This window comes from Streptomyces sp. R-07 (genome assembly GCF_049913175.1).
Taxonomy (GTDB): domain Bacteria; phylum Actinomycetota; class Actinomycetes; order Streptomycetales; family Streptomycetaceae; genus Streptomyces.
In genome coordinates this window covers 82,871-109,421 of sequence record NZ_CP183978.1, presented here as the reverse complement: position 1 = coordinate 109,421, position 26,551 = coordinate 82,871, and the positions used below count along the sequence as shown (strand labels likewise).

General features: G+C 69.2%; 21 protein-coding genes and 8 pseudogenes. 21 read left to right on the top strand and 8 right to left on the bottom strand.

Annotated features, from left to right (window positions below):
• The first annotated feature begins 271 nt into the window (after window positions 1-271).
• The 4 genes and pseudogenes from ACN9M0_RS00570 (at window position 272) to ACN9M0_RS00555 (ending at window position 5,284) form a co-directional block, all read left to right on the top strand.
• On the top strand, window positions 272-886 hold the full coding sequence (locus tag ACN9M0_RS00570) for a hypothetical protein (RefSeq protein ID WP_426402853.1): 615 nt from the start codon (window positions 272-274) through the stop codon (window positions 884-886).
• A 2,059-nt stretch (window positions 887-2,945) separates the two neighbouring features.
• Entirely contained in the window at window positions 2,946-3,881 is a 936-nt protein-coding gene (locus ACN9M0_RS00565) for an SDR family NAD(P)-dependent oxidoreductase (RefSeq protein ID WP_426402852.1), read from the top strand.
• Between the two features lie 297 nt (window positions 3,882-4,178).
• A pseudogene (locus ACN9M0_RS00560) lies at window positions 4,179-4,909 on the top strand (dienelactone hydrolase family protein); the annotation flags it as partial.
• Window positions 4,910-4,912: 3 nt separating this feature from the next.
• A complete protein-coding gene (locus ACN9M0_RS00555; protein WP_426405404.1) occupies window positions 4,913-5,284 on the top strand; it encodes a hypothetical protein in 372 nt (123 codons plus the stop codon).
• A gap of 24 nt (window positions 5,285-5,308) precedes the next feature.
• Here ACN9M0_RS00555 and ACN9M0_RS00550 read toward each other — a convergent pair.
• Window positions 5,309-5,458 (bottom strand): annotated as a pseudogene (locus ACN9M0_RS00550) (ATP-binding protein); the annotation flags it as partial.
• A gap of 330 nt (window positions 5,459-5,788) precedes the next feature.
• On the opposite strand from ACN9M0_RS00550, the pseudogene ACN9M0_RS00545 reads away from it, so the two are divergent.
• The 3 genes and pseudogenes from ACN9M0_RS00545 to ACN9M0_RS00535 all read left to right on the top strand — a co-directional run.
• Window positions 5,789-6,018: pseudogene (locus ACN9M0_RS00545) on the top strand (IS110 family transposase); the annotation flags it as partial.
• A 77-nt stretch (window positions 6,019-6,095) separates the two neighbouring features.
• The gene (locus ACN9M0_RS00540; RefSeq protein ID WP_426402851.1) at window positions 6,096-6,485 is read left to right on the top strand and encodes a hypothetical protein; all 390 of its coding nucleotides are present in this window, start codon (window positions 6,096-6,098) and stop codon (window positions 6,483-6,485) included.
• 186 nt (window positions 6,486-6,671) lie between these two features.
• Window positions 6,672-7,325 carry a hypothetical protein gene (locus tag ACN9M0_RS00535; protein WP_426402850.1) on the top strand — a complete coding sequence of 218 codons (654 nt, stop codon included), beginning with the start codon at window positions 6,672-6,674 and terminating at the stop codon, window positions 7,323-7,325.
• 30 nt (window positions 7,326-7,355) lie between these two features.
• On the opposite strand, the pseudogene ACN9M0_RS00530 reads toward ACN9M0_RS00535, so the two are convergent.
• Window positions 7,356-7,520 (bottom strand): annotated as a pseudogene (locus ACN9M0_RS00530) (IS110 family transposase); the annotation flags it as partial.
• A 180-nt stretch (window positions 7,521-7,700) separates the two neighbouring features.
• On the opposite strand from ACN9M0_RS00530, the gene ACN9M0_RS00525 reads away from it, so the two are divergent.
• The 5 genes and pseudogenes from ACN9M0_RS00525 (at window position 7,701) to ACN9M0_RS00505 (ending at window position 10,410) form a co-directional block, all read left to right on the top strand.
• The gene (locus ACN9M0_RS00525) at window positions 7,701-8,186 is read left to right on the top strand and encodes a hypothetical protein (RefSeq protein ID WP_426402849.1); all 486 of its coding nucleotides are present in this window, start codon (window positions 7,701-7,703) and stop codon (window positions 8,184-8,186) included.
• A 512-nt stretch (window positions 8,187-8,698) separates the two neighbouring features.
• Window positions 8,699-9,334 (top strand): hypothetical protein, encoded by a 636-nt coding sequence (locus ACN9M0_RS00520; protein ID WP_426402848.1) that lies wholly within the window; start codon window positions 8,699-8,701, stop codon window positions 9,332-9,334.
• A gap of 197 nt (window positions 9,335-9,531) precedes the next feature.
• Window positions 9,532-9,876, top strand: a complete 345-nt coding sequence (locus ACN9M0_RS00515) for a hypothetical protein (RefSeq protein WP_426402847.1) — start codon at window positions 9,532-9,534, stop codon at window positions 9,874-9,876.
• Window positions 9,877-10,067: 191 nt separating this feature from the next.
• A pseudogene (locus tag ACN9M0_RS00510) lies at window positions 10,068-10,217 on the top strand (hypothetical protein); the annotation flags it as partial.
• 40 nt (window positions 10,218-10,257) lie between these two features.
• The gene (locus ACN9M0_RS00505; RefSeq protein ID WP_366042437.1) at window positions 10,258-10,410 is read left to right on the top strand and encodes a hypothetical protein; all 153 of its coding nucleotides are present in this window, start codon (window positions 10,258-10,260) and stop codon (window positions 10,408-10,410) included.
• Window positions 10,411-10,663: 253 nt separating this feature from the next.
• Here the strand turns inward: ACN9M0_RS00505 and ACN9M0_RS00500 are convergent, their stop codons facing one another.
• Window positions 10,664-11,512: an SDR family NAD(P)-dependent oxidoreductase gene (locus ACN9M0_RS00500; protein ID WP_426402846.1), complete on the bottom strand. Its 849-nt coding sequence runs from the start codon at window positions 11,510-11,512 to the stop codon at window positions 10,664-10,666.
• A 104-nt stretch (window positions 11,513-11,616) separates the two neighbouring features.
• On the opposite strand from ACN9M0_RS00500, the gene ACN9M0_RS00495 reads away from it, so the two are divergent.
• Window positions 11,617-12,228 carry a CGNR zinc finger domain-containing protein gene (locus ACN9M0_RS00495; protein ID WP_426402845.1) on the top strand — a complete coding sequence of 204 codons (612 nt, stop codon included), beginning with the start codon at window positions 11,617-11,619 and terminating at the stop codon, window positions 12,226-12,228.
• A 768-nt stretch (window positions 12,229-12,996) separates the two neighbouring features.
• Here the strand turns inward: ACN9M0_RS00495 and ACN9M0_RS00490 are convergent.
• Both ACN9M0_RS00490 and ACN9M0_RS00485 read right to left on the bottom strand, forming a co-directional pair.
• The gene (locus ACN9M0_RS00490) at window positions 12,997-13,860 is read right to left on the bottom strand and encodes an RNA repair domain-containing protein (RefSeq protein WP_426402844.1); all 864 of its coding nucleotides are present in this window, start codon (window positions 13,858-13,860) and stop codon (window positions 12,997-12,999) included.
• A gap of 862 nt (window positions 13,861-14,722) precedes the next feature.
• Window positions 14,723-15,916, bottom strand: a complete 1,194-nt coding sequence (locus tag ACN9M0_RS00485; protein WP_426402843.1) for an FG-GAP-like repeat-containing protein — start codon at window positions 15,914-15,916, stop codon at window positions 14,723-14,725.
• Window positions 15,917-16,253: 337 nt separating this feature from the next.
• Between ACN9M0_RS00485 and ACN9M0_RS00480 the strand changes: the two are divergent.
• Window positions 16,254-16,340, top strand: a pseudogene (locus tag ACN9M0_RS00480) (HNH endonuclease); the annotation flags it as partial.
• Between the two features lie 22 nt (window positions 16,341-16,362).
• Here the strand turns inward: ACN9M0_RS00480 and ACN9M0_RS00475 are convergent.
• Together ACN9M0_RS00475 and ACN9M0_RS00470 are read right to left on the bottom strand one after the other, a co-directional pair.
• Complete coding sequence (locus ACN9M0_RS00475; RefSeq protein WP_426405262.1) at window positions 16,363-16,923, bottom strand: IS5 family transposase; 561 nt, start codon at window positions 16,921-16,923, stop codon at window positions 16,363-16,365.
• Window positions 16,924-17,045: 122 nt separating this feature from the next.
• A pseudogene (locus ACN9M0_RS00470) lies at window positions 17,046-17,144 on the bottom strand (hypothetical protein); the annotation flags it as partial.
• 209 nt (window positions 17,145-17,353) lie between these two features.
• On the opposite strand from ACN9M0_RS00470, the gene ACN9M0_RS00465 reads away from it, so the two are divergent.
• From ACN9M0_RS00465 to ACN9M0_RS00440, 6 genes and pseudogenes are all read left to right on the top strand, one after another.
• On the top strand, window positions 17,354-17,788 hold the full coding sequence (locus ACN9M0_RS00465) for a hypothetical protein (RefSeq protein WP_426402842.1): 435 nt from the start codon (window positions 17,354-17,356) through the stop codon (window positions 17,786-17,788).
• A gap of 645 nt (window positions 17,789-18,433) precedes the next feature.
• Window positions 18,434-19,186 (top strand): annotated as a pseudogene (locus ACN9M0_RS00460) (transposase); the annotation flags it as partial.
• A 10-nt stretch (window positions 19,187-19,196) separates the two neighbouring features.
• Window positions 19,197-19,934: a hypothetical protein gene (locus ACN9M0_RS00455; protein ID WP_426405403.1), complete on the top strand. Its 738-nt coding sequence runs from the start codon at window positions 19,197-19,199 to the stop codon at window positions 19,932-19,934.
• Window positions 19,935-20,678: 744 nt separating this feature from the next.
• Window positions 20,679-20,900 carry a hypothetical protein gene (locus ACN9M0_RS00450; protein ID WP_426402841.1) on the top strand — a complete coding sequence of 74 codons (222 nt, stop codon included), beginning with the start codon at window positions 20,679-20,681 and terminating at the stop codon, window positions 20,898-20,900.
• A gap of 3 nt (window positions 20,901-20,903) precedes the next feature.
• Window positions 20,904-23,366, top strand: coding sequence for a hypothetical protein (locus tag ACN9M0_RS00445; protein WP_426402840.1), 2,463 nt, complete (start codon window positions 20,904-20,906; stop codon window positions 23,364-23,366).
• A gap of 934 nt (window positions 23,367-24,300) precedes the next feature.
• Complete coding sequence (locus ACN9M0_RS00440) at window positions 24,301-24,750, top strand: hypothetical protein (RefSeq protein WP_426405402.1); 450 nt, start codon at window positions 24,301-24,303, stop codon at window positions 24,748-24,750.
• Between the two features lie 85 nt (window positions 24,751-24,835).
• Here ACN9M0_RS00440 and ACN9M0_RS00435 read toward each other — a convergent pair whose 3' ends face one another.
• The gene (locus tag ACN9M0_RS00435; RefSeq protein WP_426402839.1) at window positions 24,836-25,759 is read right to left on the bottom strand and encodes a quinone oxidoreductase family protein; all 924 of its coding nucleotides are present in this window, start codon (window positions 25,757-25,759) and stop codon (window positions 24,836-24,838) included.
• An 89-nt stretch (window positions 25,760-25,848) separates the two neighbouring features.
• Between ACN9M0_RS00435 and ACN9M0_RS00430 the strand changes: the two genes are divergently transcribed.
• Window positions 25,849-26,280, top strand: coding sequence for a MarR family winged helix-turn-helix transcriptional regulator (locus tag ACN9M0_RS00430; protein ID WP_426402838.1), 432 nt, complete (start codon window positions 25,849-25,851; stop codon window positions 26,278-26,280).
• The last annotated feature ends 271 nt before the right edge of the window (window positions 26,281-26,551 follow it).

Here is a 26,551-nt window from a genome sequence, read left to right as displayed (position 1 = left end):
AACCCCACGCGGGCTGGCTGGTTGACGGGACCGTTCCCGCGGACGCTCCGCTCGGCCCTGATCAGGCCGCCGCTCGCCTTCGACTCGGGCGAGTGATCCGACGGTCCGGAACTGGTTGCGACCTGACCACGGCGGCCCCGTGCCCCGAGCCCTTCGAGGCTCGGGGCGCGGGGCCGCCGTCATGAACGGGCCCGTCGTCGTGAACGGGCCCGGTTCCCTGTCGTGGGACCGCACAATGGGATGGCCCCGATGGTCCGTTGTCAGGAGCCCCGTGTCGATCTTCGAGTCGTTAGGCGTCCCGCTGCTCACGGTCGCGGTCACCCTGGGCGGCGGATGGCTCGTGACCACCCGCGTCACGGACCACTGGGATCAGATCAGGAAGAACCGCGACATGGATCAAACCGCGGCGGCCGAATTCCAGCGGCTCTACGGGGAATTCGTCGCGGTCTGGAAGACCTGGAACGCCCTGACGAGTGGTCACACCCCCGTCAGCTCGTCGGAGCATCCCGGATGGGGCTGCCTGGAGCGGGCGACCGCGGCCGAGGGGGCGATCGAGGCCCTCCTGGCGAAGCTGGCCGCCGAGCGCGTGCTGACCAGGACGGAGGTCGACGTGCTCGGTGGTGTCCGCCAGGCGTTCAAGGCCGTGCGGCGGGCGATCCAGCGGGGTGAGCCGCTCGACTGGTGGTCCTCGGAGATCCAGCCGTACGTGGCCTTCAAGTCCCTGTCCTCGGCGGTGTCCGTCCTGCTGGGCACCGCGGCGAGGACCAGGGGCCGTCCGAGCGCCGCAATGGCCGCCGACGCCTTCAGGGAGATCACCCACAACCGTCACGAGGTCGCGTGGATCGAGACGGCCCAGGGCATTTCCCTGGGAGTCCGGCCGAGTTGACACCTGTCCGGCCCGCTTCGTCAGGAGATCCACGTGACGACGGCGTCTCCGGCATGGGCGCCGCGGTCATGAGCGTCACCGAACAGTCGTAGCGCGCCTCCACGTACTTGAGGGCCTGCTCGTCCCGTGTCCGGATCACGTCCGGTTTGACCCCTGCCTAGAACAGCTCCTGGCGGGCCGCCGTCCCGGGCAGGGTCGTGGCGGCCATCCGGCCAGTCCTTCGGCCGCAGCCCGGACCTGTGTCCGACTTGCCGGTCGACGTGGTGTTCGGTGAGCAGGAGGTGGCGGGCCCCCGGACTGGGGCACGCCCCGCCCCGCTGCCTCTCACCGAGAAAGGCCGGCGCTCTCCACTCGCTGCGTCAGCGAAGCAGGCGGCCCCGGTCTGACCGGCGCGGCGTGGTCGACGACGGCGCTGCCCCACGGCTGTTGCGTGGGGCAGCGCCCTCGTCTCCGGCACCTCTGCCTCGGCGGCCGGGCGGCTCGCGGTAGCACCGGCGGCGCCGGTCCGGGTGGTCGACGCCGTTGTCGTACCAGGGCGCGCCGCGCTGAGCCGGGGCAGGGTGTTCACCCGGACGGACCGCGACGGCGATGCCCTTCCCGTCGCCGGCAAGCGCCCGGAGGCGGTTGTCGAGCAGATACTCTTCCCTTCCCACCAAGGCGACGTGCAGCCGCGGGAAGGTCGTAGAGCGGGTGGAGCGGTGGCACTGCCAGGACGGGGGAGGTGCCGCCGGGCTTCACGGCGCGCCACCCGAAGGATGGCGTGCGGTACGGGCGGCCCGTGTCGTCGTCCGGGTATGACAACGCAGGCCGCTACAGGCGCCGAGGCGGACCCCGGCCGCAGGTTCCGTGCCGCGCGGCTGCGGCCCCTTCCCCGTGAGACCGCGTACGTGCAGGAAACACCGACGTGTCCCTGCTCTGGGAAGAGATGGTCATCGACCCGCCGCACTCTGCGGAGCGGCGTCCTCGGGGCGCAATGACCACTTCGCGACCTGTTACGACGAGATGATCACCCCGGGGTGCGTTCCGCCCCGGTGTGCACGCTGGAGCCAGGCCACGAGGGTGCTCACGCCGCAGAGGTCGGGTTCGGTGACGACGGCATGTGTGACCAGGACATGTGGCTGTTCTGGCGAGCCGGAGTCCCAACCTACGGCCGGCGGCGGCGATGAGCGCGTCGAGGGCTGCCTACTCCGGGCCGGGACCGCGCAGCGGATCGGAGTGACCGCAGTCCCGGCAGCGCACGGTCTCCGGGAGCGTCTCGAACCGTATGCCGGGATGCCGAAGGAGCCGTCTATGCGGAAGCCTCCGCAGCCCTGGCACGGTGTGGCGTGGAAGGGCTTGTCGCAGCGGCACGTGCCTTCCGCGCCGGTCGGGCCGAGGCGGGTAACTCGGGTGCCCGCGCCGCCCCATCGCACGCAGAATGCTTCTTGGGTCTTCATGGTTCCCCGGGCTCGTGGCGTACCGGGCGATTCAGGGCCAGCGGCGGAACAGATCGCGTAGCTTGCCCGGCTGCTGGTCGTGATCCTGTTCCAGCGGCGAGGCGGCCTGGAGGCGGGCGGCTTTGGCGGCGGCTTCCTCGCGGCCGGCGCCGGCACCGGTGTAGAGGCCGGACGGACAAAGAGGCGGCCGCCCGAAGTTCCTGGGGGGCCGTCCCTTGTTGTGCCGGGCGGCTCGAGCCGGGGTGGAGGAGAGGAGGCAAGTACGGGGTGATCGATGCGGTGGTGCTCGATCTCAACGCCGTACCGGCCGCCCACACCTCTCAGACCTGGAGCCCGATTGCCTCGGCAATCGCAACACTGCTTTTCCGGACCAGCGAAACGATCAAGAGGGTGAGCTCATGGTGTCTGAGCACTCCAGTCGGTCATTGCGCTCCGGTGGGCCGACATGACGCTCAGCGGCGTGGTGCGGCGATGGGCTGGCACCATGTCGACCGGGTGTCGGTCGTCCGGCGGGACTGTCGGCGATGCATAGGCGATCTGTCGGTGGCCGCTGGAACTGTGGATGTCGAGTTGCCCGAGGGAGCAACCGCAATCGCTGTCAACAGCAAGGGAGCCCCGTCACCATGTCGTCCGCCCCGTCCTGGAATGTCCGACGACTGCCGGAGGCCGATGGCCGCGTCTTCCTGGTCACCGGCGGTAACGCCGGCATCGGGTACTTCATCGCCGAGCAGTTGTCGGCAACCGGAGCCACCGTCGTACTCGGCAGCCGGAGTCCCGCCAGGGCCGAGGTCGCCACGGCCTCGATCCGTGCGCGTGTCCCCGGTGCACAGGTGCGGACCGTACGGCTGGACCTCGCCGACCTCCCGTCGCTCGAAACAGCGGTGGAATCACTGGAGGTCGAGCGCCTTGACGCGGTGGTCCACAACGCCGGCGTCGCGCTCGACGACCCGCCGCGCAGGGAGACCGGGGACGGTCACGAGCTCATGTTCGGCACGAACCACCTGGGACACTTCGTCCTGACCCAATGGCTGATGCCACTGCTGTCGGCTGCGCCGGCGGCCCGCGTGGTGACCATGGGTAGCTTCGCGGCGAAGTCCGAACGCCTCGACCTGGACGACCTGCAGTCCCGGAAGGACTACCGGCCCAAGCGCACGTACGGACGCTCCAAACTGGCACAGATGTACTTCGGCCTCGAACTCGATCGCCGCCTTCGCGCCGCCGGCAGCACGGTGGCGAGCGTGGTGGTCCATCCCGGCGGCGCACTGGACTCCCTCACCCCGTCGCGGCCACCGGTCCATGTGCGAACCAACGGCGCACGGCTGAGCGCCGTACCTGCGGCCCTCCTCGTCCAGGGCAAACACGCCGGCGCATGGCCCGCGGTCCGGGCGGTACTCGACCCGGCCGTGCGCGGAGGCCAGCTGTGGGGACCTCACATCTTCGGCCTGCGCGGCCGGCCTCGACGTGAAGCGGTGTGGAACCACCTGGCCGACCGCTCCGTCGCGGCACGGCTGTGGGATGCAAGCTGCGAGCTGACCGGCGCCGACCTCAGCACCACGTAACTCGGACACGCCCGAGGTGGCCGACAGGTCGTCGAACAGGCCGCGGGCGTCAGCCGGGCCGCGAAGCCGCTCCCGCCCGGCATGTCGCCCGGTAGTCCGGTCAACGACCCGGTGCCGGCCTCCCTGGCACGCGGTCGTGAGCCGGATTGGACGGCCCACCGGCATCTCATCGGCCAGGACGCGCAGCTGGACAGCGGTCCGGTGGACCAGCGGCAGTTTCAGAGGGACACCTACGCTGTTCTGCCGGCGGCAGAACGCCGGCCGGACCGGACACGACGATCACTAAAGTCCAGTCTCATGACGACGATTACGGCGCGTACGGTCGAGTACCCGGCCGACGGTTTGACGATGATCGGGCACCTCGCGCTCCCGGCCGGTGTCGACCGCAGACCCGCGGTGCTGCTCGGACCAGAGGGCATGGGGCTCAGCGACGTTGAGCGCGGCCGGGCCGATGCTCTCGCCGAGCTGGGATATGTGGCGCTGGCCTTCGACCTTCACGGCGGGCGCTATTTGGGTGACCCCGAGGAGATGTTGGCCCGTTGCATGCCGCTGCTCGCTGATCCCGACCGGATGCGGGGCATCGGCCACGCGGCGCTCGACGAGTTGCGCGCCGAACCGCGGACCGACCCCGACCGGATCGCCGCCATCGGCTACGGCACCGGGGGCGCCATCGCGCTGGAACTCGGGCGAGACGGCGTCGACCTGCGCGCGATCGGGACAGTCAACGCAACTACCACGGGCCGACCGGGCGAGGCAGCGCGCATCCGCTGCCCGGTGTGGGCCGGAGTCGGATCGGAAGACCCGATCATGCCGCCCGCGCAACGAAACGCGTTCACCGCTGAGATGCAGGCCGCGGGCGTCGACTGGCGCCTCGCGATCTATGGCGGCGCCTTGCACGCCTTCCACCATCCGCCGGTCGACCACCCCGTGGTCCCCGGTGTCGGCTACCACCCACAGCACGCACAGCGAGCCTGGCGCGACGTCGTCGACCTGCTCGCCGAGTGCCTGTCGTGACGGAGGACCTGGGGGGCATGACCCAGGCAAACATGCTAGCGCCAGGATTGGTCAGCGACCAGGAGTTCGGACGGAAACCGCGGGGGCGAGCAGTCAGACTTGTGATCGACGTTCGGGTGGTGGACGAGGCCTTGCGGTGGGAGCCGGTGTGCCTGGACCTGGTCGACGTGAAGCGATTTCGGATCGACGAGAGCCAGGGCTCGCCTGTGGGGGTGCTCTACGATCCCCCGCAGTTCACCCGGTTCGACGGGCTGATGCAGGTCGACCTGTGCGCTGAGCGTTTCGGCAGCCTTCGTCCGAGGAGTGGGCAGGAGGTCTTCGAAGGCTCGGAGCTCGTCTTCGAGGCGGTCGAGGGGACGTGGAGTGTCCTGGAGCCGTGGAGCGTGTGACACCGCGCCCGCGACGAAGCATTGCTATGTGATCGTGGGCTTGGAAGGCCTCTCGACCGGGTTCTTGGGTCGCTTGTTCGGGCGGTAGCTGGGGCCGTTCATGATGACCTGATGGCTTGTGTCGATCAGTCGGTCGAGGAGCGACTCGGCGACGACGGGGTTGGGGAAGAGCCCCCCATGCCGTTCGAAGACCCCACCACCTCCCTCGTGCTCCCCGCACCTACGGGGTGGTCCCCAAGGGGTCTGACCGGTCATCGGCCGGGGCCGCTCCTCCCCGCGCCTGCGGGGATGGTTCCGCCGTGTCGGCGTTCCGGGTGACGGCAAAGCGGTGTCGACCCGGCGTCGGTGTACTTATCTGAGTGCTCCACGCAGTACGGAGAGCACCAGCCTTCGTTTCGTGGGCCCTTGATCCTGGATGGATGAGGCAGGCGTCTGAGATGCTCCACCTTGGGCAATCCGCTGGGGGCAGGAGCGATCCATGGGTGACTGGCTGAGCTTGATCTGGACCGGCTCAACCACGCCGACTGCCTCTGGGCCTTCGCCTCACTATGGGCATCCAGCGGGTCCAACGCCCACTACCGGCGCCGACGCGAGCAGGCGACCGGCGCGCGGCCGCCCAGCGCAACCTCAACCGCGTGATCGGCCAGCTCTACCACTGCCTCCAGCACGGACGACGCTCTGACGAATCAGTTGCCTTCCCCGTGGGGATCGAGGATGCGGCGCAGGCTGCGTAGTCGGTCCCGGAATGAGCCAGGAGGACCTACGGCTCGGGTGGCTAGGCTCCTGAGGCATGAGGAGCAACGAGCCCACCGTGTCGGACCGCTTCATCGGAGAGTTCAGGGAACTCGGGCACGGTCGGCCCGACGGACCCTCGCTGCGTGCTGCCGTACGTGACGAAGGAGACCAGGACGAGCAGTCCCTCACGCGATATCTGGGTGAAGGGACGGTCCTTGCTGCCACCGGGTCCAGCGTTCACGACGTCCTCAACCCGGAACACGAGCTGATCGGCGGACTGTCCTTGCTCACCGACGGTCAGTGGTTCTGGTACTCGGACCTCGCCCACTACGTCGAGCGCTACCACGTCGCCCTCGACGAGCGGTTCATTCAGCATGCCCGAAGCCGGAACTGGACCCCGCCTCAGCTGACCCATGACGAGCTCGTCGAAATCGAAGAGACCTTTTTCGACGACGAAGGCGCTTGACCCCATTGCTCGGGCGGCCCAACTTGACGGCGCAGCAACGTGAGAGGAGATTCTGAGCCGGTATGCCCGCATCGGATGCGGGCTTGAGTGGGCCACGAATCGGAAGATCACGCGGTCCCTTCGGCAGCTTCTACAGTGTCCCGAGGCGAAGAGGCCGGGGGCACGGCGAAGGGTTGACACACCGACGTGGCACAGAACGAGCGGTTGGCTGACCTGAAGCCCGTTCGCCGACGTGAGGCCGCCGCTTTGGCGCTGTGGCGGTGGCGTGCGCCGCTACTCGCGTTCGAAATGGATGCGGACTGGGGCGTCGACCCGCATGTACTGGAGTCGCTGTTCCGACTGGCAACGGAACCTCCTGGGGAACAGTCGAACCACGCTTACGGCCACGCATTCGCCGAGCTGTGCACGGCCCCGATCTTCGAATCCGAAGTCGACCCGGACACAGTCCAGCTCTTCCAATTGGAAATCTTCGGGAGCTTGTGGGCCTTTGGCGAGCTGCTCGACAAGCCAGGCCTGGACGAGGCCAAACGAGTAGTCGGGTTATCGTCCGGCCTGGCGAGCTACCTGGACAGACTCGTCGAGGGCTCGTTCTACTCCCATCCCTCGGAGGAAGCGCACCACCAGTATCTCGCCGACCTGGCAGACCGGACGAGCGGCGAGGGCTACTTCGCCTCACGCAACTTCGTTGTCGAGTCCGCCTGCCACAGCGCCCTCCGGACCTTTCCCGATTCCGATGGGCTGCTCGACTCGTCCGCGGGACGCGAGTTGCTCGAGCTTTGCGAGGACTTCGGCGAAGAACTCGTCGCAACGCTGCGGTGGGTCCGCACGACAGGCCATTAGCGATCACGCATCGAGCCCGGCGGCCGGCGGTTTGCGTTGGTCAAGGACGGCTGTGAGCGGGGCGGCGAGGCTCGGGGCGATCAGTGCGGTTGCCTCGGGGCCTGGGGCGGTGACGGTCTGTTCGTCCAGGGTGGCGAAGATCTCTTCGACCAGGCGCTCGGTCATCCTCGGCGCGTTCGGCCGTTGGGCAGCCACCGGGGTGAACGCCGCCGTCGGCTTCCTGCAGCACCTCATCGCTCTCGGCGCCTGACCCTGGACAAGGCATGGCAGCACCACGTCGGCCAGTGGCTGGCGGGCGGGCCTACTGCCCGCTAGCAGACCCCGGCATGATTCACGCAGGTAGCAGTACGTCGGGGTGGGAAGCGGGGGCTGTTCATGGGTGGGGACTCGGGCGCGAGGACATCGGGCGGGATCGAATACGGACCGCTGCCGCCGCGCTCGGCCTGGGGGCTGCGATGCCAGTTCTATCTGCAGTGGATCTACCTTCCCGTGGGGTTCGCCGTGGTCGCAGTCGCATCGCTCTTCGCCGGTGGCGGCGGGGCACCGCTGTTCGGCAGGGGACCGAAGGGTGTTCCGAAGGATCCGTATGGTGACGGCGTCTTGCTGTCCCGGCGCCAGTACCAGCTGGAACTGAGCGGCACACCCGAGCAGTGGCGGGAGCGTGCAGGCTTCGCCCTGCGGCGGGCCGTCGCGCAAGCTTCTCAGGGTCCTGACGAGACAATCTCGCTTCCCGCCAGTTCCTACCGCGGACTGGGGCTTGAGGGCCTCGATGAGCTGGCCGGTGCGCTGGCGTGGCGTCTCGATCGGGAGCGTCTGCGGTTCGGGTCGGTGGCCCTCAAGCCGGTGTCTGTGCCTCATTGACGCTCTCGAGACCAAGTGGCCACCCAGGGCCGGCTGTGTGCCGCAGGTTCTTCAGCCACCCGGCGTTGATCGCTTCCATGCGCGGGGCCGCGCCGGGAACACCCGGGACAGCCGATGGGGTGGGATCGATCTGGATCCACCGTGGCCTGTGGGAGTGAGGTGTCCGCCGCTGTGGAGCTCGTCTCGTCCCCGCCTCTACGCCGGTGTCCGGCCGCGACGAGGGAGGTCGGACGTGAAGCGGGCTCGAGCCGTGGATCTGGTCGAGGTAATACTCCACACGCTCGACGGCGGCCAGGACTGGCCACTGAACCTGGTACGACAGGTGTGGCTGTTCGCCAGTTTCGCCCGCGGCGTCGGCGAGCCACATGACGTCGACGTCGCCGTCCGCTTCGAATGCGACGAACGAATGACCCAAGTCGTCGTCCAGAACCTGCTCTCCGGCCGCGGGTTGCCGCGTCCAGAACCTGCTCTTCGGACGCGGCAACCCCTACGCGTCGCTGCGCCGCTCCCTCGTGGGCGCCTCCCGCGGGCTGCAGTTTCAGTTCGGCGACTCCACACGAGAGCAGCTCGAGGCCGAGGGCACGAAGATGTTCCCGCTGTGGCAGCAGGGCGACTCTCTCGCCCAGGCCCTGGCCGCACTGCACGCGATCGCTGAGGACCTGAGCGTCGGCCGGGCCGAGCGTGTCGACGTGATTGCCGTGTTCGAGGGCCTTGACCGTCATACTTCCCGCCTCGTGTGGGGGGAGTTGATCGGTTGGCAGCAGCAGGTGCTCTTCACCGTCTCGCGCATCGAGCTGCCGGGCGCGATGCAGGACGCGGCCCGCATCGGGCTGGCGGGCGCGCCGCAGGACGCGGATCTGCTCACCACCCCGGGCATGCGGTGGGCCTTTCGGCGGTGGGTCCAGGGCAGTCCGCTGCGACGCGCGGCGCTGGCGGGCCTGGCCGACATGCAGGGCTTCGGGGTCGAGCTCGACGACGTCGACCTGGCCGGCCGGTGGCTGCCCATCCCGCGGCGCCGCGGGGGGCACCGGAGCGAGCCGCCTGGTGGATCAACTGGAAGTGGAAGGGATACGGGTGCATCCCGTACTGCGTCACCAGCGCGGACGGCCGGCTGGACGTGGTCCAGCCCACCCGCACGCGCCCGCTGAACGCTCTGGTGATTCGGCCCGGGCCCAAGGCGGCAGCCTCTGCCGCTGAGAACCGGCCCGCGCCTGACACCGGGGTCGGAGGGGACCGCCGAGACACGGGCAACACCCTCTTTCGGCCCGCCCGGCATGCTGTTCTGACCCTGCCGCCATCAGCCGGGCGGCCTGTGGCGGGCGGTCGAACCACCAGGGAGGCGACGGTGTTGGATGGCGTCATGGTCAGGCGGAAGCGGGAGAAGAGGAAGCGGCCGTCCTTCGGGATGCCGAAAGGCGTCATCCTGCAGGCGACGCCGGAGGGCTGGCGCTGCAGCGTTTTCACTGTGAACGGCGGAACGCTCTGCGGAGGCCTGATGACGGCCGTGCCGGCCGCCGCCGATCCTGCCCGGGCCCAGATTGCCGCGGCCGCCTGGGTGGTAGGCCTCGCGCACGATTTTCATGGCACCGACGTCGAGGTGACATGGGAACCACTCCGGGAACTGTCGTCCTGGACCGGCCAGGTGACCCCTGCCTCAGGCTGCGGGCAGGCTGCGCACGAATGCCGGTAGTGGTGACGGCGGCACCGACGGGCGCACCGCTTGGCACCGCGCAAGCGGGCTGAAGGCGGACGTTCCCGTGTGGAGGGAGGCTGTCGCATGACGCCGTCGCAGGTCCCGGGACCAGAACCGAGCGAGACGGCCGCCGGGTGCGCCCCTGTGGCCGGCATGAGTTCTCGCAAGGAGAGAGGGAGTGTGTGCTCATGCTCGCTGGATTCGAAGTCGCCCACGCCGACGAGGCACCCAGGACAGAGGCGGCTGAAGGCATCGCGGTCACGACGCTGCAGGACGGCACCGGTGGTGAACCGTCGATGATGCTCGTCGAGTTCGCGCCCGGTGCTACGTTCGGTGAGGAGCTCCACCACACGAAGGAGATCCTCTACGTCCTCGAGGGTGAGTTCCACGACGGCGAGCGCGTTCACCGACGGCGAGCGCGTTCACCCGGCGGGCACCCTGATCACCGCGAAGGAGGGCAGTGCCCACTGGCCGCAGTCCAAGACCGGCTGCCGCGTCGTGGTTCTCTACCCCGATGGCGCGGGCACCTGACTCGCCCATACGGATCAGGCTGACGGTGGCCCGCCGCGAGGACGGTCGCCGCGGTTATGGCTGTGATGGCGACGGCGGCTCGGCGCCGTTGAAGCGCCCCTGCGCAGCCTGGCCCGACCGTCCATCCGCACACCGAAGCCGTCCTGCGGATGCGCGCAGCGGGTTCGGGCGCCGTGTTCGGGCTGGGCGTGTGCGGATTGCGTCGTCGGGGGGCCTCGGCTTTCAGCGCCGAGGCTCCCTGCGGGTGGTGTGGTCACCTGTCGACGGCGTCGGTCACGTGATTCCAGTTGTCCAGGTCTGCGGTGCGGGTCTCCAGGGCGGTGCGCATGCCGGTGGCGCTGGAGGTGCCGAGGGCCAGGCGTAGCGGGGGGTTGGGGCTGTCGACCGCGGTTCGGATGCCTTCGGCGATCCGGGCTGCGGAGGAGAACGCGGATGCGGGCAGTTCGCCGATGCCTTTCTGGACTTCGCGGACGGTCTGGTCGTAGTCGTCGAGGCCGGCGGCGACGTCGAGGTTGGACAGGAAGGGGGTGGCGGTCATTCCGGGCTGGATGATCGTGACCTTGATGCCGAGCGGTGCGACCTCGGCGACCAGTGCGTCCGACAGTCCCTCGACCGCGTACTTGGTCGCGGCCAGCAGTCCCACACCGGGGTGGGCGGACTGCCCGTAGACCGAGGAGCCCTGGAGGATGTGTCCGGATCGCTGGGCGCGGAGTACCGGCAGTGTCGTGCGGAGCACGTTGAGCACTCCGAAGACGTTGGTGTCGAACACGGCGCGGGCTTGCGTGTCGGAGGCTTCCTCGACGGCTCCGAAGAGTCCGTAGCCGGCGTTGTTGGCGACCACGTCGATGCGGCCGAACCGCGAGAGCGTGCGCTCCACCGCTTCCCGGACGGCCTGCTCGTCACGCACGTCTGCCCGGATGAGGAGCAGGCGGTCGCCGTGCGCTTCGGTCAGTTCGTCCAGGGAAGCGGTGTCGCGGGCGATCGCCGAGACGGCATCGCCGCTCTCCAGTACCTGGAGGGTCAGTTCGCGGCCGATGCCGGACGTCGCGCCGGTGATGAGCCATGTGCGGGGGGCGGTCTGCTGGTTTGATGTTCCATCCATGTTGCGACCGTAAGTCGATAGCTCATAACGAGTCAAGCAAGCTGCTGCTGCACGTTGCCCGTTAGATGACTTAGTGCCTCTTCTTGCTGATGTAGGGTGGGGCGATGAGCAGTGCTGCAGCCGGATCTGCGAAACCCAGCCCCCGCACCGCCATGCCGATGGCGGAGACCGTGCTCGCGTTCGTGAACACACGCGCGGACGGAGGCGGCCGGCGAGAACTGTTCGAGGACGGACACTCGTTCGCGGCATGGCTCGCGGAGCACGACGAGTTCGGCGGCGAGACCGTGGCGACCGATGCCGACGCCGCGGCCGCACGCGAGCTGCGTGACGCCCTGGTGACCCTCCTGCTCGCACACTCGGGCGACGAGGAGAGCCTCGGCGAACCGCTCCGGCACGCCGAGCAACACCTGCGGCGCGCAGGTGCGCTCTACCCGCTGGCGACGGTGGTCACAGCCGGTGGTGTCGAGCTGGCGTCGCCGCAGGCAGGGGTGCCGCGTGTGTTCGGGACCGTACTGGCCGCGGTGACGACCTTCGCGCAGACCGGCGACTGGGGACGCATCAAGGCCTGCCGCAACCCCCCGTGCCATTTCGGCTTCTTCGACCGCACACGCAACGGGGCGGGGCTCTACTGCAGTACCGGCTGCGGCTCCCAGGTATCCATGCGCAATTACCGCCGGCGGCAGCGCCGGGAGGGTGAGGTACCGCCCGAGGCGTGAGGCCGCGGCTTCCGCGGGTGGCCCCGTCGAAGCTGTGGCCACCCGCGTCTGCCGACTTCAGCATGAAGACGGCACCACGCCATGAGATTTCCGTCCGGGTGAGGCGGGGGGAGTGGGTCTAGGTGGCGGGGGTTCGTCGCGGCTTGGCGGTACCCGGTGCCCGCCCGCAGGTAGATCGGGTCGGTGTCGTCCGCGGCGGTGGCCACCTTGCGCAAGGAACTGGTGAGGTGGTGGACGGCCGGGTGGCGTGACCGGCTCGTGGGCGTCGGTGAAGCGATGACGCAGGGCGCGGGTGGAGCGCCCGGTGAAGGCCCGTTCCGGTCCGGTTTGCGAACCTTGCAGTCGTGTTGCCAGGCCCACGTGACGCTCACGCTGCCGGCTACCACCAGCGAGGAGCAGTGTGCGATCCGTAGCCCGCCAGACCGGCCTGCCCCGTCCGTGAATCGTGGACGGGGCCAGGGTGTATCCGAGGTCGGTCCCGGTCTCCTCCCTCGGACGCCAGGCGCAAAGTAGGTGCGTGCTTGCTGGTCAGCGGTTCGGCCGACGGTGAGGGAAGAACGCTGTGACCGGCTTCGATGCGCCGGCGCACCGCGTCGACGGCGGCCCGCTCGCCCCGGCCGGGATCGGTGAGCGCTTCTCGGCCCGTGTCGCTGCAGAAGGCGTGGGCGCGACCTGATGACTTCGTTGCCTGCCTGCCTGCCTGCCTGCCTGCCTGCCTGCCGGGCCGGCCGGGCCTGTCGGGTTGTTCGAAGCGTGTGCCGTGTCTGATTAGTCGGGCGGTGGCGGTGGTGGGTTGTCTGGAGGGGTCGGTTTGTCCGGGTGGCGTATGTCGCCGCTGCCGAGCTGGACGCGGGCCCGGATCCGCATCGGTTCGTCGCCGTGCCGGGAGAGCAGGACCAGTTCGTCGATCCGGGCGGTCATGGGGCCGAGGAGGGTCTCGGCCTTGCGGGCGAGGGGGTGCGGGTTGGGGGTACGGCCGAGGGACAGGTGCGGGGTGAAGCCGTGCGAGTGTGATCCGCAGAGCGGGAAGCGGAGCTCGAGGGATTCCCGCAGCCGCGCCCAGGGTTCGTGGTCGGCGGCGGCCGGGTCGAGCCATACGGTGGCGTCCTCGCGGTGTCCGAACCAGTGGACGCCCGCCAGGCGGGCGGTGAACGGCGGCGTCTCGGCGAGCGCCGCGGCGACCAGTGGCAGGGCCCGGGGGAACTCGGCTTCGGGGACGAAACCGAAGAGCACGTTGACGTGCGGCGGCCAGCGGTGGATCTGCCGGTCGTGTTCGCGGCGGATGTGCTGGATCGGCGCCCACAGCCTTGCGGGCGGCAGCCAGGCGATGGCGGTGCGGTTCGTCGGCGGGACGGCGAGGACGTCGCCGGGTGCCGGAGCGGGCACGGGACCGACCTGCCCGACGAGGGTCTCGTCGAGCCGGTCGATGCCGCAGGCGCGGTCCCAGACGACCTGGCCGTCCGCCTCGAAGAACATCACCCGGTGCCAGGGGATCTCCCCGCCCGGTACGAAGTCGCCGAGCAGGACGCGCTTCGGCGGGGCCCCGCGCTCGGCGATCCCCATCACGAACCGCTCGGGGTCGAAGCGCGGGTCCCAGAGCACCCGGTGGTAGATCTCGTCGCTGGTGTGCACGTCAGCACCTGCCCTCGACTATCAGGGTGCCGCGCGCCCGGTCGGCCCTGCAATGTCAGCGCCCGGCCCGCCCACCTCGCTGGGGTTGCGCCCGTCGTCTCCGCCGTCGCCCGCCCCGGCCGCGGCGCGCGGCGTCCGCTCCCGCCGGGCCGACGCGCGGGAGAGCGATAGAGCCGGCGCTGCAGCGTCGTGCCGGCTTCGGGCACGTCGTACGCGGCCTCAGCTGCGGCATGGGGCTCACCGCCGCGAGCATTCTGAGGTACGGGTTCCGGCAACTCGGGTGACCACTGGCTGGAAGGCTTCCGCCCTGCTGTGCCGGGGACATCCCCAGCCTCTGGTCCGCCGTCCCTGTGGTCGGCCCCGCCCTCGACCCGGCCGCGCTCGCCACCTCGCTGCGCGCAGCCGTCACCTGGGGCGCCGGGCAGACCCCGCGCCTGACCGGCCCGGGCCGGTCAGGTGATGAGCAGCCTGGTCTCGTACCTGCAACGGGGGAAGCAGACGTGGACGGGCTCGATGCGCCGCTGGGTGCGATGTGCCTGGTGGTGCCGGGGAATGTTCGGGCGCTGGATCCAGGAGCGGCGATGTTGGGCGCGATGCTGACCGGCTGGACACGGCAGCAGGGGCGCGTCCTGGGGGAGAAGACGATCACGGACCAGGTGAGTGTGGTGCGCCGGTTCGCCCGGTTCAAGGGACGTATCCGTGGCAGTGGACCGCGGCGGCACCCTGACCGGGCAGACCGCGGCGGCACCGTGACGGGGGGCCGGGCAGACCGCGGGTGCGGTCTGCCCGGTCGTAATGTCCGATGAGAGCCAGGCCGGTCCGGAGCAGGTCGCACGGGCCGGCGAGGCGGTTCACGGGCGGATCAGAAGGCGGTGGCGCCCTCCAGGGCCCACCAGGAGCCGTTGTAGTCGTCGACCTTGCGCAGGCCGCCGGTGGCGAGTCCTTGGTACTGGTAGAGGGAGAAGCCGTCGGACGCCTCCAGGTCCGGTCGTCCGTCGCCGGAGGTGTCGCCGACGCCGAGGATGTGGTCCATGGCGTTCCAGCCGCCGGTGCCGATGAGCTTGCGGGCGCCGAGGGTCCGGGTCGAGGTGCCGGGGTAGAGCCACAGCTTCCCTGTGGCCTTCTCCCGGGCAACGAGGTCAGCCCGGCCGTCGCCGGTCATGTCACCAGCGCCGACGAGGGCGTTCATGGCGTTCCAGCCGCCGGTGCCGATGAGCCTGCGCGCGCCGAGACCCCCGCTGGCGGTGCCGGGGTAGAGCCAGAGCTTGCCGGTGGCCTTCTCCACGCCGAAAAGGTCGGAGCGGCCGTCGCCGGACAGGTCGCCGAACGCGGCGAGCAGCCCCATGGAGTTCCAGCCGCCGGAGCCGATCAGCTTGCGCGCGCCGAGGCCCCCGCTGCCCGTGCCGGGGTACAGCCACAGCTTGCCGGTGGCCTTCTCACGGGCGATCACGTCCTCGCGGCCGTCGCGACTGAAGTCACCGTGCCGCACGAGGGCGCTCATGGCCTTCCAGCCACCGGAGCCGATCAGGCGCCCGGTGCCGTTGCCGGGCATGAACCACAGGCGCCCGGCCTCATCCCGCAGTACGGCGTCCGCGCGCCGATCGCCGTTCATGTCGCCGAACCCGCCGACCTTCGGCGACGTCGCCGTCTCCCAGTAGGGATACGGCTCCGCCTCACACTCGCGCAGCGTGGGCACGACCTTGATGGAGCTGATGTCGGCGCTACCGCCGCTGGTCGGATAGGACTGGGCGGGGGTATCCCATGAGTATCCGCCCGCGAGTCCGTAGTTCTGCTGGTCGTACATGCAGACGTTCAAGCCCGTGCGGTTGTATCGCGTCCGGATCTTGTTGTCCCAGCTCCCCAGCGTGGGCATGCTCGTCTTCGTCTTGAACATCGAGCCCGTACCGTCGCCGTTTGCCCAGCCACAGAAGTAGCCCTGGGGACAGTCACTGGTCGCCGCCTGCGCGGGCGCCGCGCCGGCCCCGAGCAGCCCGAGCGATGTGAGCCCCAGCGTCGTGGCCAACGCGGCCGCGCGCTGAAGCAGAGTGTTGCGCATAGATTCCCTCCCTTACGCGGCACGGAGAAGAGTCTCGACGCGCCGCGCCTGGAAGATATCCCAGCTTACGGACAGTTGATCAAGCCCCCCGGACGTGGTCGCCGGCTTTTGTGGTCGCTTCGTCCACCGGCCGGCGACCGGTGGACGAAGCAGCCTGGGGCATCAGCCGACGCCGAGGGCGGCGTCGTGCTGGAAGGCCGTCTCCCTGAACCAGGTGTCGCCCTGGCAGGTCGCTGAAACCGTAGTCCTTACCCCTGGACACGACCTCCAGCTCCGCCCGCTTTGGCTGCGGCCAAATACCGCGCACTTGGGATGACGCTCCCTGCCATCTGGAGCGGCGGCCCGTCGTGAGGCGTACGCGAACGACCGGGGCTCACCGGTTTCCCTGATCGCGGTCACCGCACGATCGAACCGGTCGAAGGCCCGACTAGGGGGTGTCTTGTCGATCACCGGTCGAGCCGGATGAGGGTGCTGGCGAGGGTGATGGTGGCGGGGGAGCGGCCGGGGTGTTTGTCGTAGTGGGTGGTGATGCCGCGCCATTGCTTGAGGCGGTGGAAGCAGCGTTCGACGACGTGGCGGCGTGGTAGGCGGCTTTGTCGAACCCGGCGGGGCCGTTCCCGGCGGCGTCTGCGGCCGGCGAGCTGGTCGACGCGTTCGGGGACCGTGGTCTTGATCCCGCGTCGACAGAGGTAGGGCCGGAAGGTGCGGGTGGAGTAGCCCTTGTCCGCGACCACGTGGTCGGGTCGGCTCCGGGGGCTTGCCCGGACCCGGCCCGGCCCGGGGACGCGGATGCGGATGCGGCCGATGACGGTCTTGGCCTGGGTGTACTGGTTGCGGTGGCCGGCTGTGACCAGGAAGGCCGGTGGCCGGCTGTGCCCGTCGCAGGCGAGGTGGATGTTGCTGGCCGGCCCGCCGCGCGAGCGTCCGGGACCTCGCTCTTCGAGCCCCTTTTGGTGGCCGTGTGCTGGTGGGCCGGCACGATCGTGGAGTCGATCGCGATCGGCCAGTCTCCCTCCGCCCGCCTCCGCCCGCCTCCGCCCGCCTCCGCCCGCGTCTCAGCCGCGGCCAGGAGACGGTCGAAGGCGCCGTCGGCGCCCTGGCGGGCGAACCGACCGCGCACCGTCTGCCACGGACCGAACCGCTCGGGCAGGTCCCTCCAGGGCAGGCCGGTGCGGAACGTGAACGCAATGCCCTCGGGGACCTGGGCGGTGATCCCGCCACCGGCCACCGGCCACCGGCCACTGGCCACGGGCCCGGCCCGCGGGCGGTAGCAGCGGCGCGATCACCGCTCACGCAGCGTCAGAGATCTCCCCGTCCCTCACGACCGGACCGGCGATCCGGTGATCGGAAAGGCACCCCCTGGGGCCTGTCCGGGCGATCACGCTGCAGTGACGTGCCACGGGCTTCTGTCGCAGGCCCTCAGTAGGGTTCGCAGACATGGGAGCGAGCAGATGGTCGTACTTCACGCCTTTCCAGCACGGTGAGCAGGATGCATTGGACGATCTTCGCGAGACGGTCTTCGCTCGGGAAGCCGAGTACTACCGGGAAGCAGGCATCGAGACGCCGGCAGCGCTGATGGCGAGCGGTTGGCTGGAGGAGGAGCCGGCGCATTCGGTGCTGGACGTCGAGCGCGTGGTCCGTTGCGAGGAACATATGGAGGAGCCCGGTGACGTAAGGGTGATCGAAGCGGGGGAGGTCGTCGAACTGTTCGGGACGGCGCAGCCCGGGCGGGATGGTGTCGAGCAGGCCCTGAAGCGGGCCGGAGACGGCTGGTTCCCTCCGTTCGACCGCGGCTCCGGCTGCTGCACGATCGTTTATGACACCGAGGGCCACCCGGCAGAACTGTGCTTTTGGGGCTTGACCGGAGACTGATCCGGGCCCCATGGCCACAGACACCAACAGCACTTCTCTCGTCGATCACGTGCGGAGCCAGATGACGAGGGCTACGACAGTCGCGGTCCCGAGGAAGACGTAGCCGCGCTTGTCGTGGCGGGTGCCCGGCTTCGTACGCCGAGAACGGGAGCCGTTCGTCGACCGCTGCGGGGGTCACGGCGTGCCGCTGTCGCTTGATCAATGCCAATGAGTGCGGGTTCCGGCTCAACTTTTGCGGTGGCGACGGCTAACTTGATCTTTAACGTCTGGGCCGTTGGTCAGCCGCTGAGCGGGGTCGAGGTGATCTCAGGCCGCGTGGGATCATCTCGGCATGCGCCTGGTAGCTGACGGAGCCACGCCGACCTCGCGGTTGGTACTGGTCAAGGATCTTGAGACCGGCGACGGATATGCCTTCGAGCTGGCGGGTCCGTTTTTCCTGGCCGCCAGTGATCGAATCGCTTTCGAAGACGGCAGGCTTGTTGTCGTGCGGGCCAGTGGAGAGCGACTGTCACCGGCCGGCGACTGGTCAACTCGTTGCGGGCCCGGATCTCTGCGCCGCCGGTAGAAGGCGTTCCTCGAACGGCGTGTCGTACTTGATCACTCGGTTCGGTATCCGCCGTACACGGAAGCGGCCTTCGTCTGAACATGTGCTCCGACCAAGGAACACACACGTCCAGCACGAAGGCCGTGAGCATGAGTCTGCTGCATCGTGATGTCCGGCAGGAGCCGTCGGCGGAACTGTCACGCTTCCGGGGCGAGTTGTACTCCTGTCTCACCGCTCGTTCGGATGCTCTGTTCGAGCTGGCCGACGCGGTCTTGTGCGGTGACGGGCCGGTGAGGTCGCTGGCAGAGCTGTCGCTGGTGGGCGAACACCGCCGTGGGCACGGAGGACTCTACGCCGCCGTCTGAAAGGGCCGAATCGATGCGGACCGGATGCGCCAGGCCCTGGCCTCCGTGCCGCTGCCGCGGGCAGTCGACGGGCGGCTGGTCCTGGCCGTCGATGTCACGTGCTGGCTGCGGCCGAACGCCCACACCTCACCAGAGCGGATCCTTTGTCACACCTACGGCCGGGGCAAGGACCAGCACATCCCCGTTCCCGGGTGGCCGTACTCGATCGTCTGCGCGCTGGAGCCGGGCCGCAGCTCGTGGACCGCCCCGCTGGACGCTCTGCGCCTGGCACCCGGGGACGACACCGCCACCGCCCGACAGTTGCGCGAACTGGTCGAGCGCCTGATCACCGCAGGCCAGTGGCAGGCCGGCGACCCGGACGTCCTCGTCATCGCGGACGCCGGATACGACGCACCACGCCTGGCCCACCTCCTGCGGGACCTGCCGGTGAAGGTCCTTGCCCGGATGCGTTCGGACCGAGTACTACGTCGGGCCGTCCCCGCCGCGGCAGCCTCACACCATGGGCCGTCCGCCGCGGCACGGCGGCGAGTTCGTCTTCGGGCAGTCCGACACCTGGGGCACCCCGGACACCGAAACCGTCACCGACACCCGCCTCTACGGAACCGCCCGAGCGCGCTCGTGGGACCGGCTCCACCCCAAGCTCACCCACCGTTCTTCCTGGGCCGCGGCCGACGGCACCCTTCCGATCGTCGAGGGGACCGTGATCCGCCTGGATATCGATCATCTGCCCAGCGGAGCGACCCCGAAGCCGGTCTGGCTGTGGTGGTCGGGCACCGGCGCCGGCGAAGCGGACAGCGACCGGCTCTGGCAGGCATACCTGCGTCGTTTCGACATCGAGCACACCTTCCGCCTGTTCAAGCAGACTCTCGGCTGGACCTGTCCGAAGATCCGAACCCCTGAGGCGGCGGACCGCTGGACCTGGCTGATCCTCGCGGCCTACACCCAACTGCGACTGGCCCGGCCACTGGCAGCCGACCGGCGCCGCCCATGGGAGAGGCCCGTCTCCTCGGACAGGCTGACCCCGGCACGTGTCCGCCGCGACTTCCGGCACATCCGCCCCACGGTCGTCTGCCCGGCCGGAGCACCGAAACCCACCCGCCCCGGACCTGGACGACCACCCGGTCGAAAGAACACCCGGCCCACCGCACGCCACGACGTCCACACGCCGAGCAGAACGGGCACTGCAGCATCCAGGAAGGCGAAGTCGACCATCCCACGACCCCGCCGCACAGGTTAAAGATCAAGCTAGAGGACGTGCTGTACTCGGAGTTCCCGCAGACGGCCAGGACCACGCTCTTCTACCCGCACCCCGCGGACCGGATCTCGCTGCCCTGACGCACACGGAGCAACGGGAGAACCCTCGTCGAGGGCCTGGCCGACTGGGAGCCGTGTTCTCGGCTGCGGTGAGGTTCTGGCTGGCGGCGGGCGGGTCCGCCCCGTGGGGCGGACCGCCGCGTTCGGTGCGGGACTCTGCTGCAACAGAGCGGTCCGCGTGCCCTTGTGTTGAGTGGAAGCGACCGCGAGGGCCCGCAGGTCGCTCCGCAAGCGTCGACAACGACTCACGCCGCCTTCTGGGATGCGACAAGACCAGCACGGGACGGCTCTGCAACAACTCGCCGCCCAGAGCCCTGAACTCGGACAATGACGGGACTTGTTGCGCAGATGTCCCGCCTGCAGGAGGGCGTGATGCGGGACATTAGTGAAACAACGCACGAGCGAGGTCCGGCGTGCGGGACGCAATGAATCTTTCCGGCATGCCCACACGCTCCGCAGGGTCCCTCATCAGGTCAAACGTGGTCCGACCGACCTCGACAGCAACCCGTTGTGACTGATTTATCCCACATTGGGGCGTGGGTGGGGGATAGGGCGCTCCTCGCGCGTACGGCATCATCGTCAACCTGGCCCCACGAGCTGCAACTCGCGGACAAGTCAGAGCAATTGAGTGGAAGCGACAAACAAGAGACAGCCCGGAGGTCGAACCATGCCCCGATCACGTGACGCGCGGGAGATGTCCCAGCGTGGCGAACAGCATCTGCCCGCCACGGCTGCGTTTCTGGCCGCCATCATCCTGGCCCTGACCGTGGCCATGGCCGCCTACGGCATGCCGGTGGAGACGATCGTCACCGTCCTGGTCATCGCCTCCGGCGTCGCCGTCGAAGTCATCCGTCGCCTGACCGGCGTGTTCCACCGGCGCCGCAGCTGACCGATGGGACGGCCCAAGACGCCACTGACTGGCCAGGGCCCCGTCCACACGCTCGCGCAGCGTCTTCGGACACTGCGCGAGCGCGTCGGCAAGCCCTACCACGCCATGTCCGGCGCGTACTCCGTCGCGACACTGGCCCGAGCGGACCGAGGCGACCGGCTGCCACGCTGGCAGACCGTCCTCGCCTACGCCCGCGCCTGCGACGCCACCGAGCAAGACCTCGCCGACCTCCAGCAGCTGTGGCGCGCCGCCAACCACAGCCAGGCCCGCGCCCGGCAAAGCGCCGACGACCAGACGCGCTTCATCGCGCCTGCCTACATCACATCCGTCGAGGACCTCCACACCAGCCTGCAGTACCTCTACCTGGCCAGCGGAGCCCCCAGCCTGCGCGAGCTGTGCCGGCGCGACCCGACAGGCCGGCTTCCCGCGCTCTCCCGTACCACCGCGCACAGTCTGCTGACCGGGCGCCGCCCGCCCTCCCTCACCACCATGCTCGCCTTCCTCGCACGGTGCCTTGCCACCGCCGACGGCGGAGCACACCGGCACCACGACATCCCCGCCTGGAAAGAGGCATGGACCAGGGCGCAGCACCCCCCCACCGATGCCGCCCGCCCTGCCACACCCACCCCCAGCCCGACCACACATCCCGCACCTCCCGCGGTCCCCACGACAGGCCGCCCCGTACCCATGTCCCGTTCGGCCGTCCCAGCACACTCCACACCTGCACCACGCATCAGACGGCCCCGAACCCTGCCACGCCCCAACCTGCCCCCCGGCCCCCTCAAAGACCTCAAGACACTGCTTCACGACGCCTACCTCACCGCCGGCGCCCCGACCCTGGACACGATCGCCGCCGCGATCTTGGACGACGACCAGCTGCGCGGCGCCCCCTCCCGGGACACCATCCGCCGCGGCCTCGCCACCGACACGCCCATCGGCCAGGCCGACACCGAAGCCATCGCAGCAGTCCTTGCCGACATGGCGGCCTGGGACCGCTCCAGCCTGCTCCACCAGGTCCGCGAACTATGGGTCGCCTCCCGCACCCACACCACGCCCGGCCGGCCCATCCATCTCTACGACCCTTACGAACTCGGCGTCCACCCCATCACCGACCCTGGCAGCGACAACGCCTTCCTGACGCCCTACATCTCCCGGCCCCACGACCGGCAGCTCGACACCTGCATCCGCCGCGCCATGGAAGGCCACAGCATCGCGGCGTTCCTGGTGGGACCCTCCGCCAGTGGCAAGACCCGAGCCGTGTGGGAAGCAGCCAACCTGCTGCCCCAGTCCTGGAGGCTGTGGCGGCCCTGGCCGACCACAGAGTCCGAAACTGTCCTCGCCGAGCTGCAGCACCTCCCCGCGCACACCGTCATCTGGCTCGACGAAGCCCAGCGCGCCCTGAAGGGATCGCACGCAGAGCACTTCATCACCACACTGCGCTCCGTTCTCGGCGACCCGACGCGAGGCCCGTTCCTCGTCCTGGGCACTCTCTGGCCGCAGTACGCCCACGACTTCACCAGGTTGCCCTCCGACACCGAGCCCGACCCGTCCCCCCACGCCAGGGATCTCATGCAGCAGGCCACCCTCATCACCGTCCATGAGCACTTCACGGCGAAGGAGCACCATGCCGCCCTCACACTCGGCGACGAGCGCCTCAGGCAGGCCGCGCAACTCACCGACACCCGCGTCCTGCCCATGCTGACCGCCGGCCCCCAGCTCCAGTCCCTGTACCAGACAGCCCCGCCCGCCACGCAGGCACTCATCAAGGCCGCCGTCGACGCCCGAGCCCTCGGCGCCGATCAGCCGCTGCCCGAGCACGTACTGATCGCAGGAGCCAGCGGCTACCTCGGCGCCCTCGACTGGGACCACCTTCCCGATGACTGGGCGCACACCGCCCTCACCCACGCCACCACTCCTGTAGCCGGCGGCCTGAGCATGCTGCACCGCCACCGTCACCGCCCCTCGGCAACCGGCGCGAACGAACCCGCCTACACGCTCAGCGACTACCTCGCCCGCACCCTCACCACCGAGACTGCCCATCCGCCGGAATCACTGTGGAAGGCCCTCGCCGACGCACCCGAGGTCATCGAGCGAGAAACGCTCATCCAAGCAGCCCGCCTCTACGGCCGCCTGGAGACCATCACGCCCCCCGCCCCTGCAGCCACCGACCCCACCGACAGCCCCCTGATCGCCGGCGCCCGCCTCCTCCAGACACAAGGCCGCCTCAACGAAGCCCTCACCTGGTACGAGCGGGCAGCACACGCCGGACACCACCAGGCATGGCTCGAAGCAGCAGCCATCCTCAGCAACCAAGGCCGAACCGAGGAAGCCCTCACCTGGTACGAGCAGGCAGCACACGCAGGCCACTCCGAAGCACTCAGCCACGCCGCATCCGTGCTCGCAGCAGGCGGAAGGATCGAAGAAGCGCTCCACTGGTACGAACGAGCCGCCGCACACACCCCATGACGACAACCAGCACCGGCAGCCGCAAAAGAGTGCGGCAGAAGTCTCAGTTCCGGCATTCCCGTGTACGGGTGGGGTGTTGCGGGCTGAGCCGGTGGGGGCGAGAGGTTCACGGACGTGCGGATCGACCGGCTCGTGAAGCCGGTGAAAGCAGTGAAGGAGCGAGACGGAAACGGTCCCGGTGGTGGCCAGCCGCGGTGCCTGCCGCTCGCCGACCGGGTCCCACCGGTTGCCGTCTACCAACAGGTAGGCGCAAATCGCACTCGAGGAATAGGCCCTGCCCGCGGGGACTGTGTCCGGCGCCAAGATTCACCGCGTGGTGATCCGCCCCTGTGCGAGGTTGAGGACACTGACCAGCTGATCGCTGCAGTTCATTGGTGCGCTGGAGCCGTCATCGAGACCGACGCATCACACGCGCCGAGACGAGGAAGCACACCGACGGCGAGATCGCCGCCGAGCTTGGCAGCACCGAGAAGGCCCTCACGCCCATCTGCACGGCTTCACACCGTCAACCGGAGGGCGTCGGGCCCCACTCGGGGACGCTGGGGGACTGACACCAGCCGTGGAAGGGGCGGCGGTCCTCTACCTCGCTCCACCGCACCCCTACAAGCGCCGCGGCCTCCACGGCAGCTCCCGAGCCCTCGCCCGGCCGCGGAGGCACTCATACAGGTGCAATGGTTGCGGCGTTCCGCGTGCGCAGCGACGCTCTACGAGTCTGCGTTCCGCACCTTGCGAAACTTAATCGCATTCGCGACGACGCTAACTGTCGGCTGATCAGGTCTCCTTGGGCAGGCAGGCGTGGGGCCTGTGTCTTTCATCAAGCCGACGTTGTTTTGTGCCATGCATCCAGACAGATTGCTATCGCGGATTACGCCTTGCCTAGACGCCGTGGTAGGACTGTGCGGCTGACTGATCATCGTCTGGGGGATTCTCGATCATGGCTGTCACGGTGCCGGACTGGGCGGACACTCTGCTGGACCTGGTGGGGGTGAACTGGCCCAACGTCGATGAGGACGCCTATCGGGAGATGGCGGACGCGCTGCGGGAGTTCGCGGACGATCTCGCCGATGACGGCCGGCTCGCCAACAACCACATGGAGCGTCTGCTGTCGTCGCGAAGCTCCTGGTGGCCGCGGCCGATCTTGGTCGAGAACCCGTCTACCAGGAGCTTCGTGGTTCCGCAGATCTGTCCAACACGCGGCCAGCACCGTCAGATTGGAACAGGGCTCCCTACGTTGTACACCGGGACAGGGCAAGGTGTCTGTGCCGCGCTGCGGCGAATCGTCGCCGAGCTTGACCTGGAGCTCCAGCAGGCCCGTGAGGAGCTCGAACAGCCCGGGAACGTCACCCGTCTCCCCACTCCGCGTCGACGCGTATCTCGCCGGTGACCGCACCCGAGTGGGCCACCTGGTCCAGGCCGCTGGTGCTACGACAACACCACAGTTGGGCGGCTGGAATCTGCGACTGGCCTGGCTAGGGAACAAGGACGACCTTGCCGAGGTTTCGGCGCTGCTCGATGAGCATATGAGCCCGAGCGGCTTCAGCGAGGGGAATCTCCTCGTGCACGGCGGTGCGCAGGGTGCCCGCGTCATGCATCTGCCAGAGCTCGCGCAGCCAGCGGTTGTACAGTTCCGGGTTGCCGACGGCGACGGCCCGCATCTGGAAGCCGATCATTGAGGCGCCGCGGAGCAGGAGTTCGTACGCCTCCACCGTGCCGCCGCCGGAGCTGAAGGCCACCAGCCGGCCGCCCGTCGCCAGGGCCCGCACGGCGGGGCCGAGCAGATCGCCACCGACGCCGTCGAGGATCACGTCGTACGGAGCGCCCCAGTCGGTGTCCTCGTACAGGACGACCTCGTCGGCGCCCATGCCGCGCACGAAGTCGGCCTTGTCGGCGCTGCTGACTGCAGCGACGACGCGTGCTGCCCCGCCGACCTTGGCGTACTGGAGGGCGAGTGTGCCGACCGCGCTGGCGGCCGCCGTGACCAGGACCGACTCGCCCGGCTCCATGCGAGCGGCCTCGTAGGCGCCGCGCGCCACCAACCCGCTGCGGACCAGCGCGACCGCCTCCACGGCACTCGAGCCGTCCGGAATCCGGGACGTCATCGCGGTGTTCAGGACCGCGAACTCGGCGTAGGCGTGGAGGAAGCACAGTCCGGTCACGCGCTCTCTGATGGCGAAGGCGGTGACTCCCGCGCCCAGGGCGACGATCTCCCCGGCGACCTCGCCGCCGAACGAGATCGGCTCGCTGCCCTCCCGGACCTTGCGCACGGTGGGCAGTGTGACCCCGATCGCCTCGACCCGGATCAGTACCTCTCCGGCTCCCACTTCCGGTGCGTCGACCACCTCGGCGAACAGCACCTCGGGTCCACCGTTGACTTCATGGCGAACGCGCAGCACTGGACCTCCCCGATCCGTTTTCATTGGGCGCCCCAACGATAAGGTGAAAGTCATAGGGAAGTCCAATGAATTTTGGGTAGGCTGAACTCATGTCCTCAGCCCTCCAGCGAATCCAGTCCATGCCGACCTGGCTCGTCGGCCGCGTCGCGGCGCGCGGCCGGAGCCTGGTCGCCGACGCGATCGCCGCAGAGGGGCTGAAGCTCATGCACCATGCAGTGCTGGCCGCGACCGCCGAGTACGGCCCCGTGACCCAGGCCGACCTGGGCCGCCGGCTAGCCGTCGACCCCAAGGACATGGTCGGCATCCTCAACCACCTCCAGCAGACGGGCCTTGTCCTGCGCACCCCGGACCCCGCCGACCGGCGCAAGAACGCCGTCACAGTCACTCCGGAAGGCACGGCCGTCCTCGCCCGCTGCGGTGCCTTGGCAGAGACCGCCAACGCCGAACTGCTGGCGCCGCTCACCCAGGACGAGCGGAACCAGTTGATGGCCCTACTGACTCGGGTCCACGAGGCGCCGTAAACCCGGCCCGGACGCCTGGGCCGACTCAAAACGCGTTCTGACCCTCAACGCAAAGAACCCGGAGCTCTCTCAGGCGCTCCGGAGTGACACGACAACCCTGATTCCGACAGTCGACTTGCCTCATGAGCTTCTTCGAGTTGGCCACCGATCGGGTGATGGGCCGTGAAGCCCAAGGAGGGAGGCCTCCGAGCTGTTGATCGAGATGTCTGACGTCTCAATCACGTTGCTCGGAGGCCTCGTCGGTCATCCATCCTGCCGCACTTGACCTGCC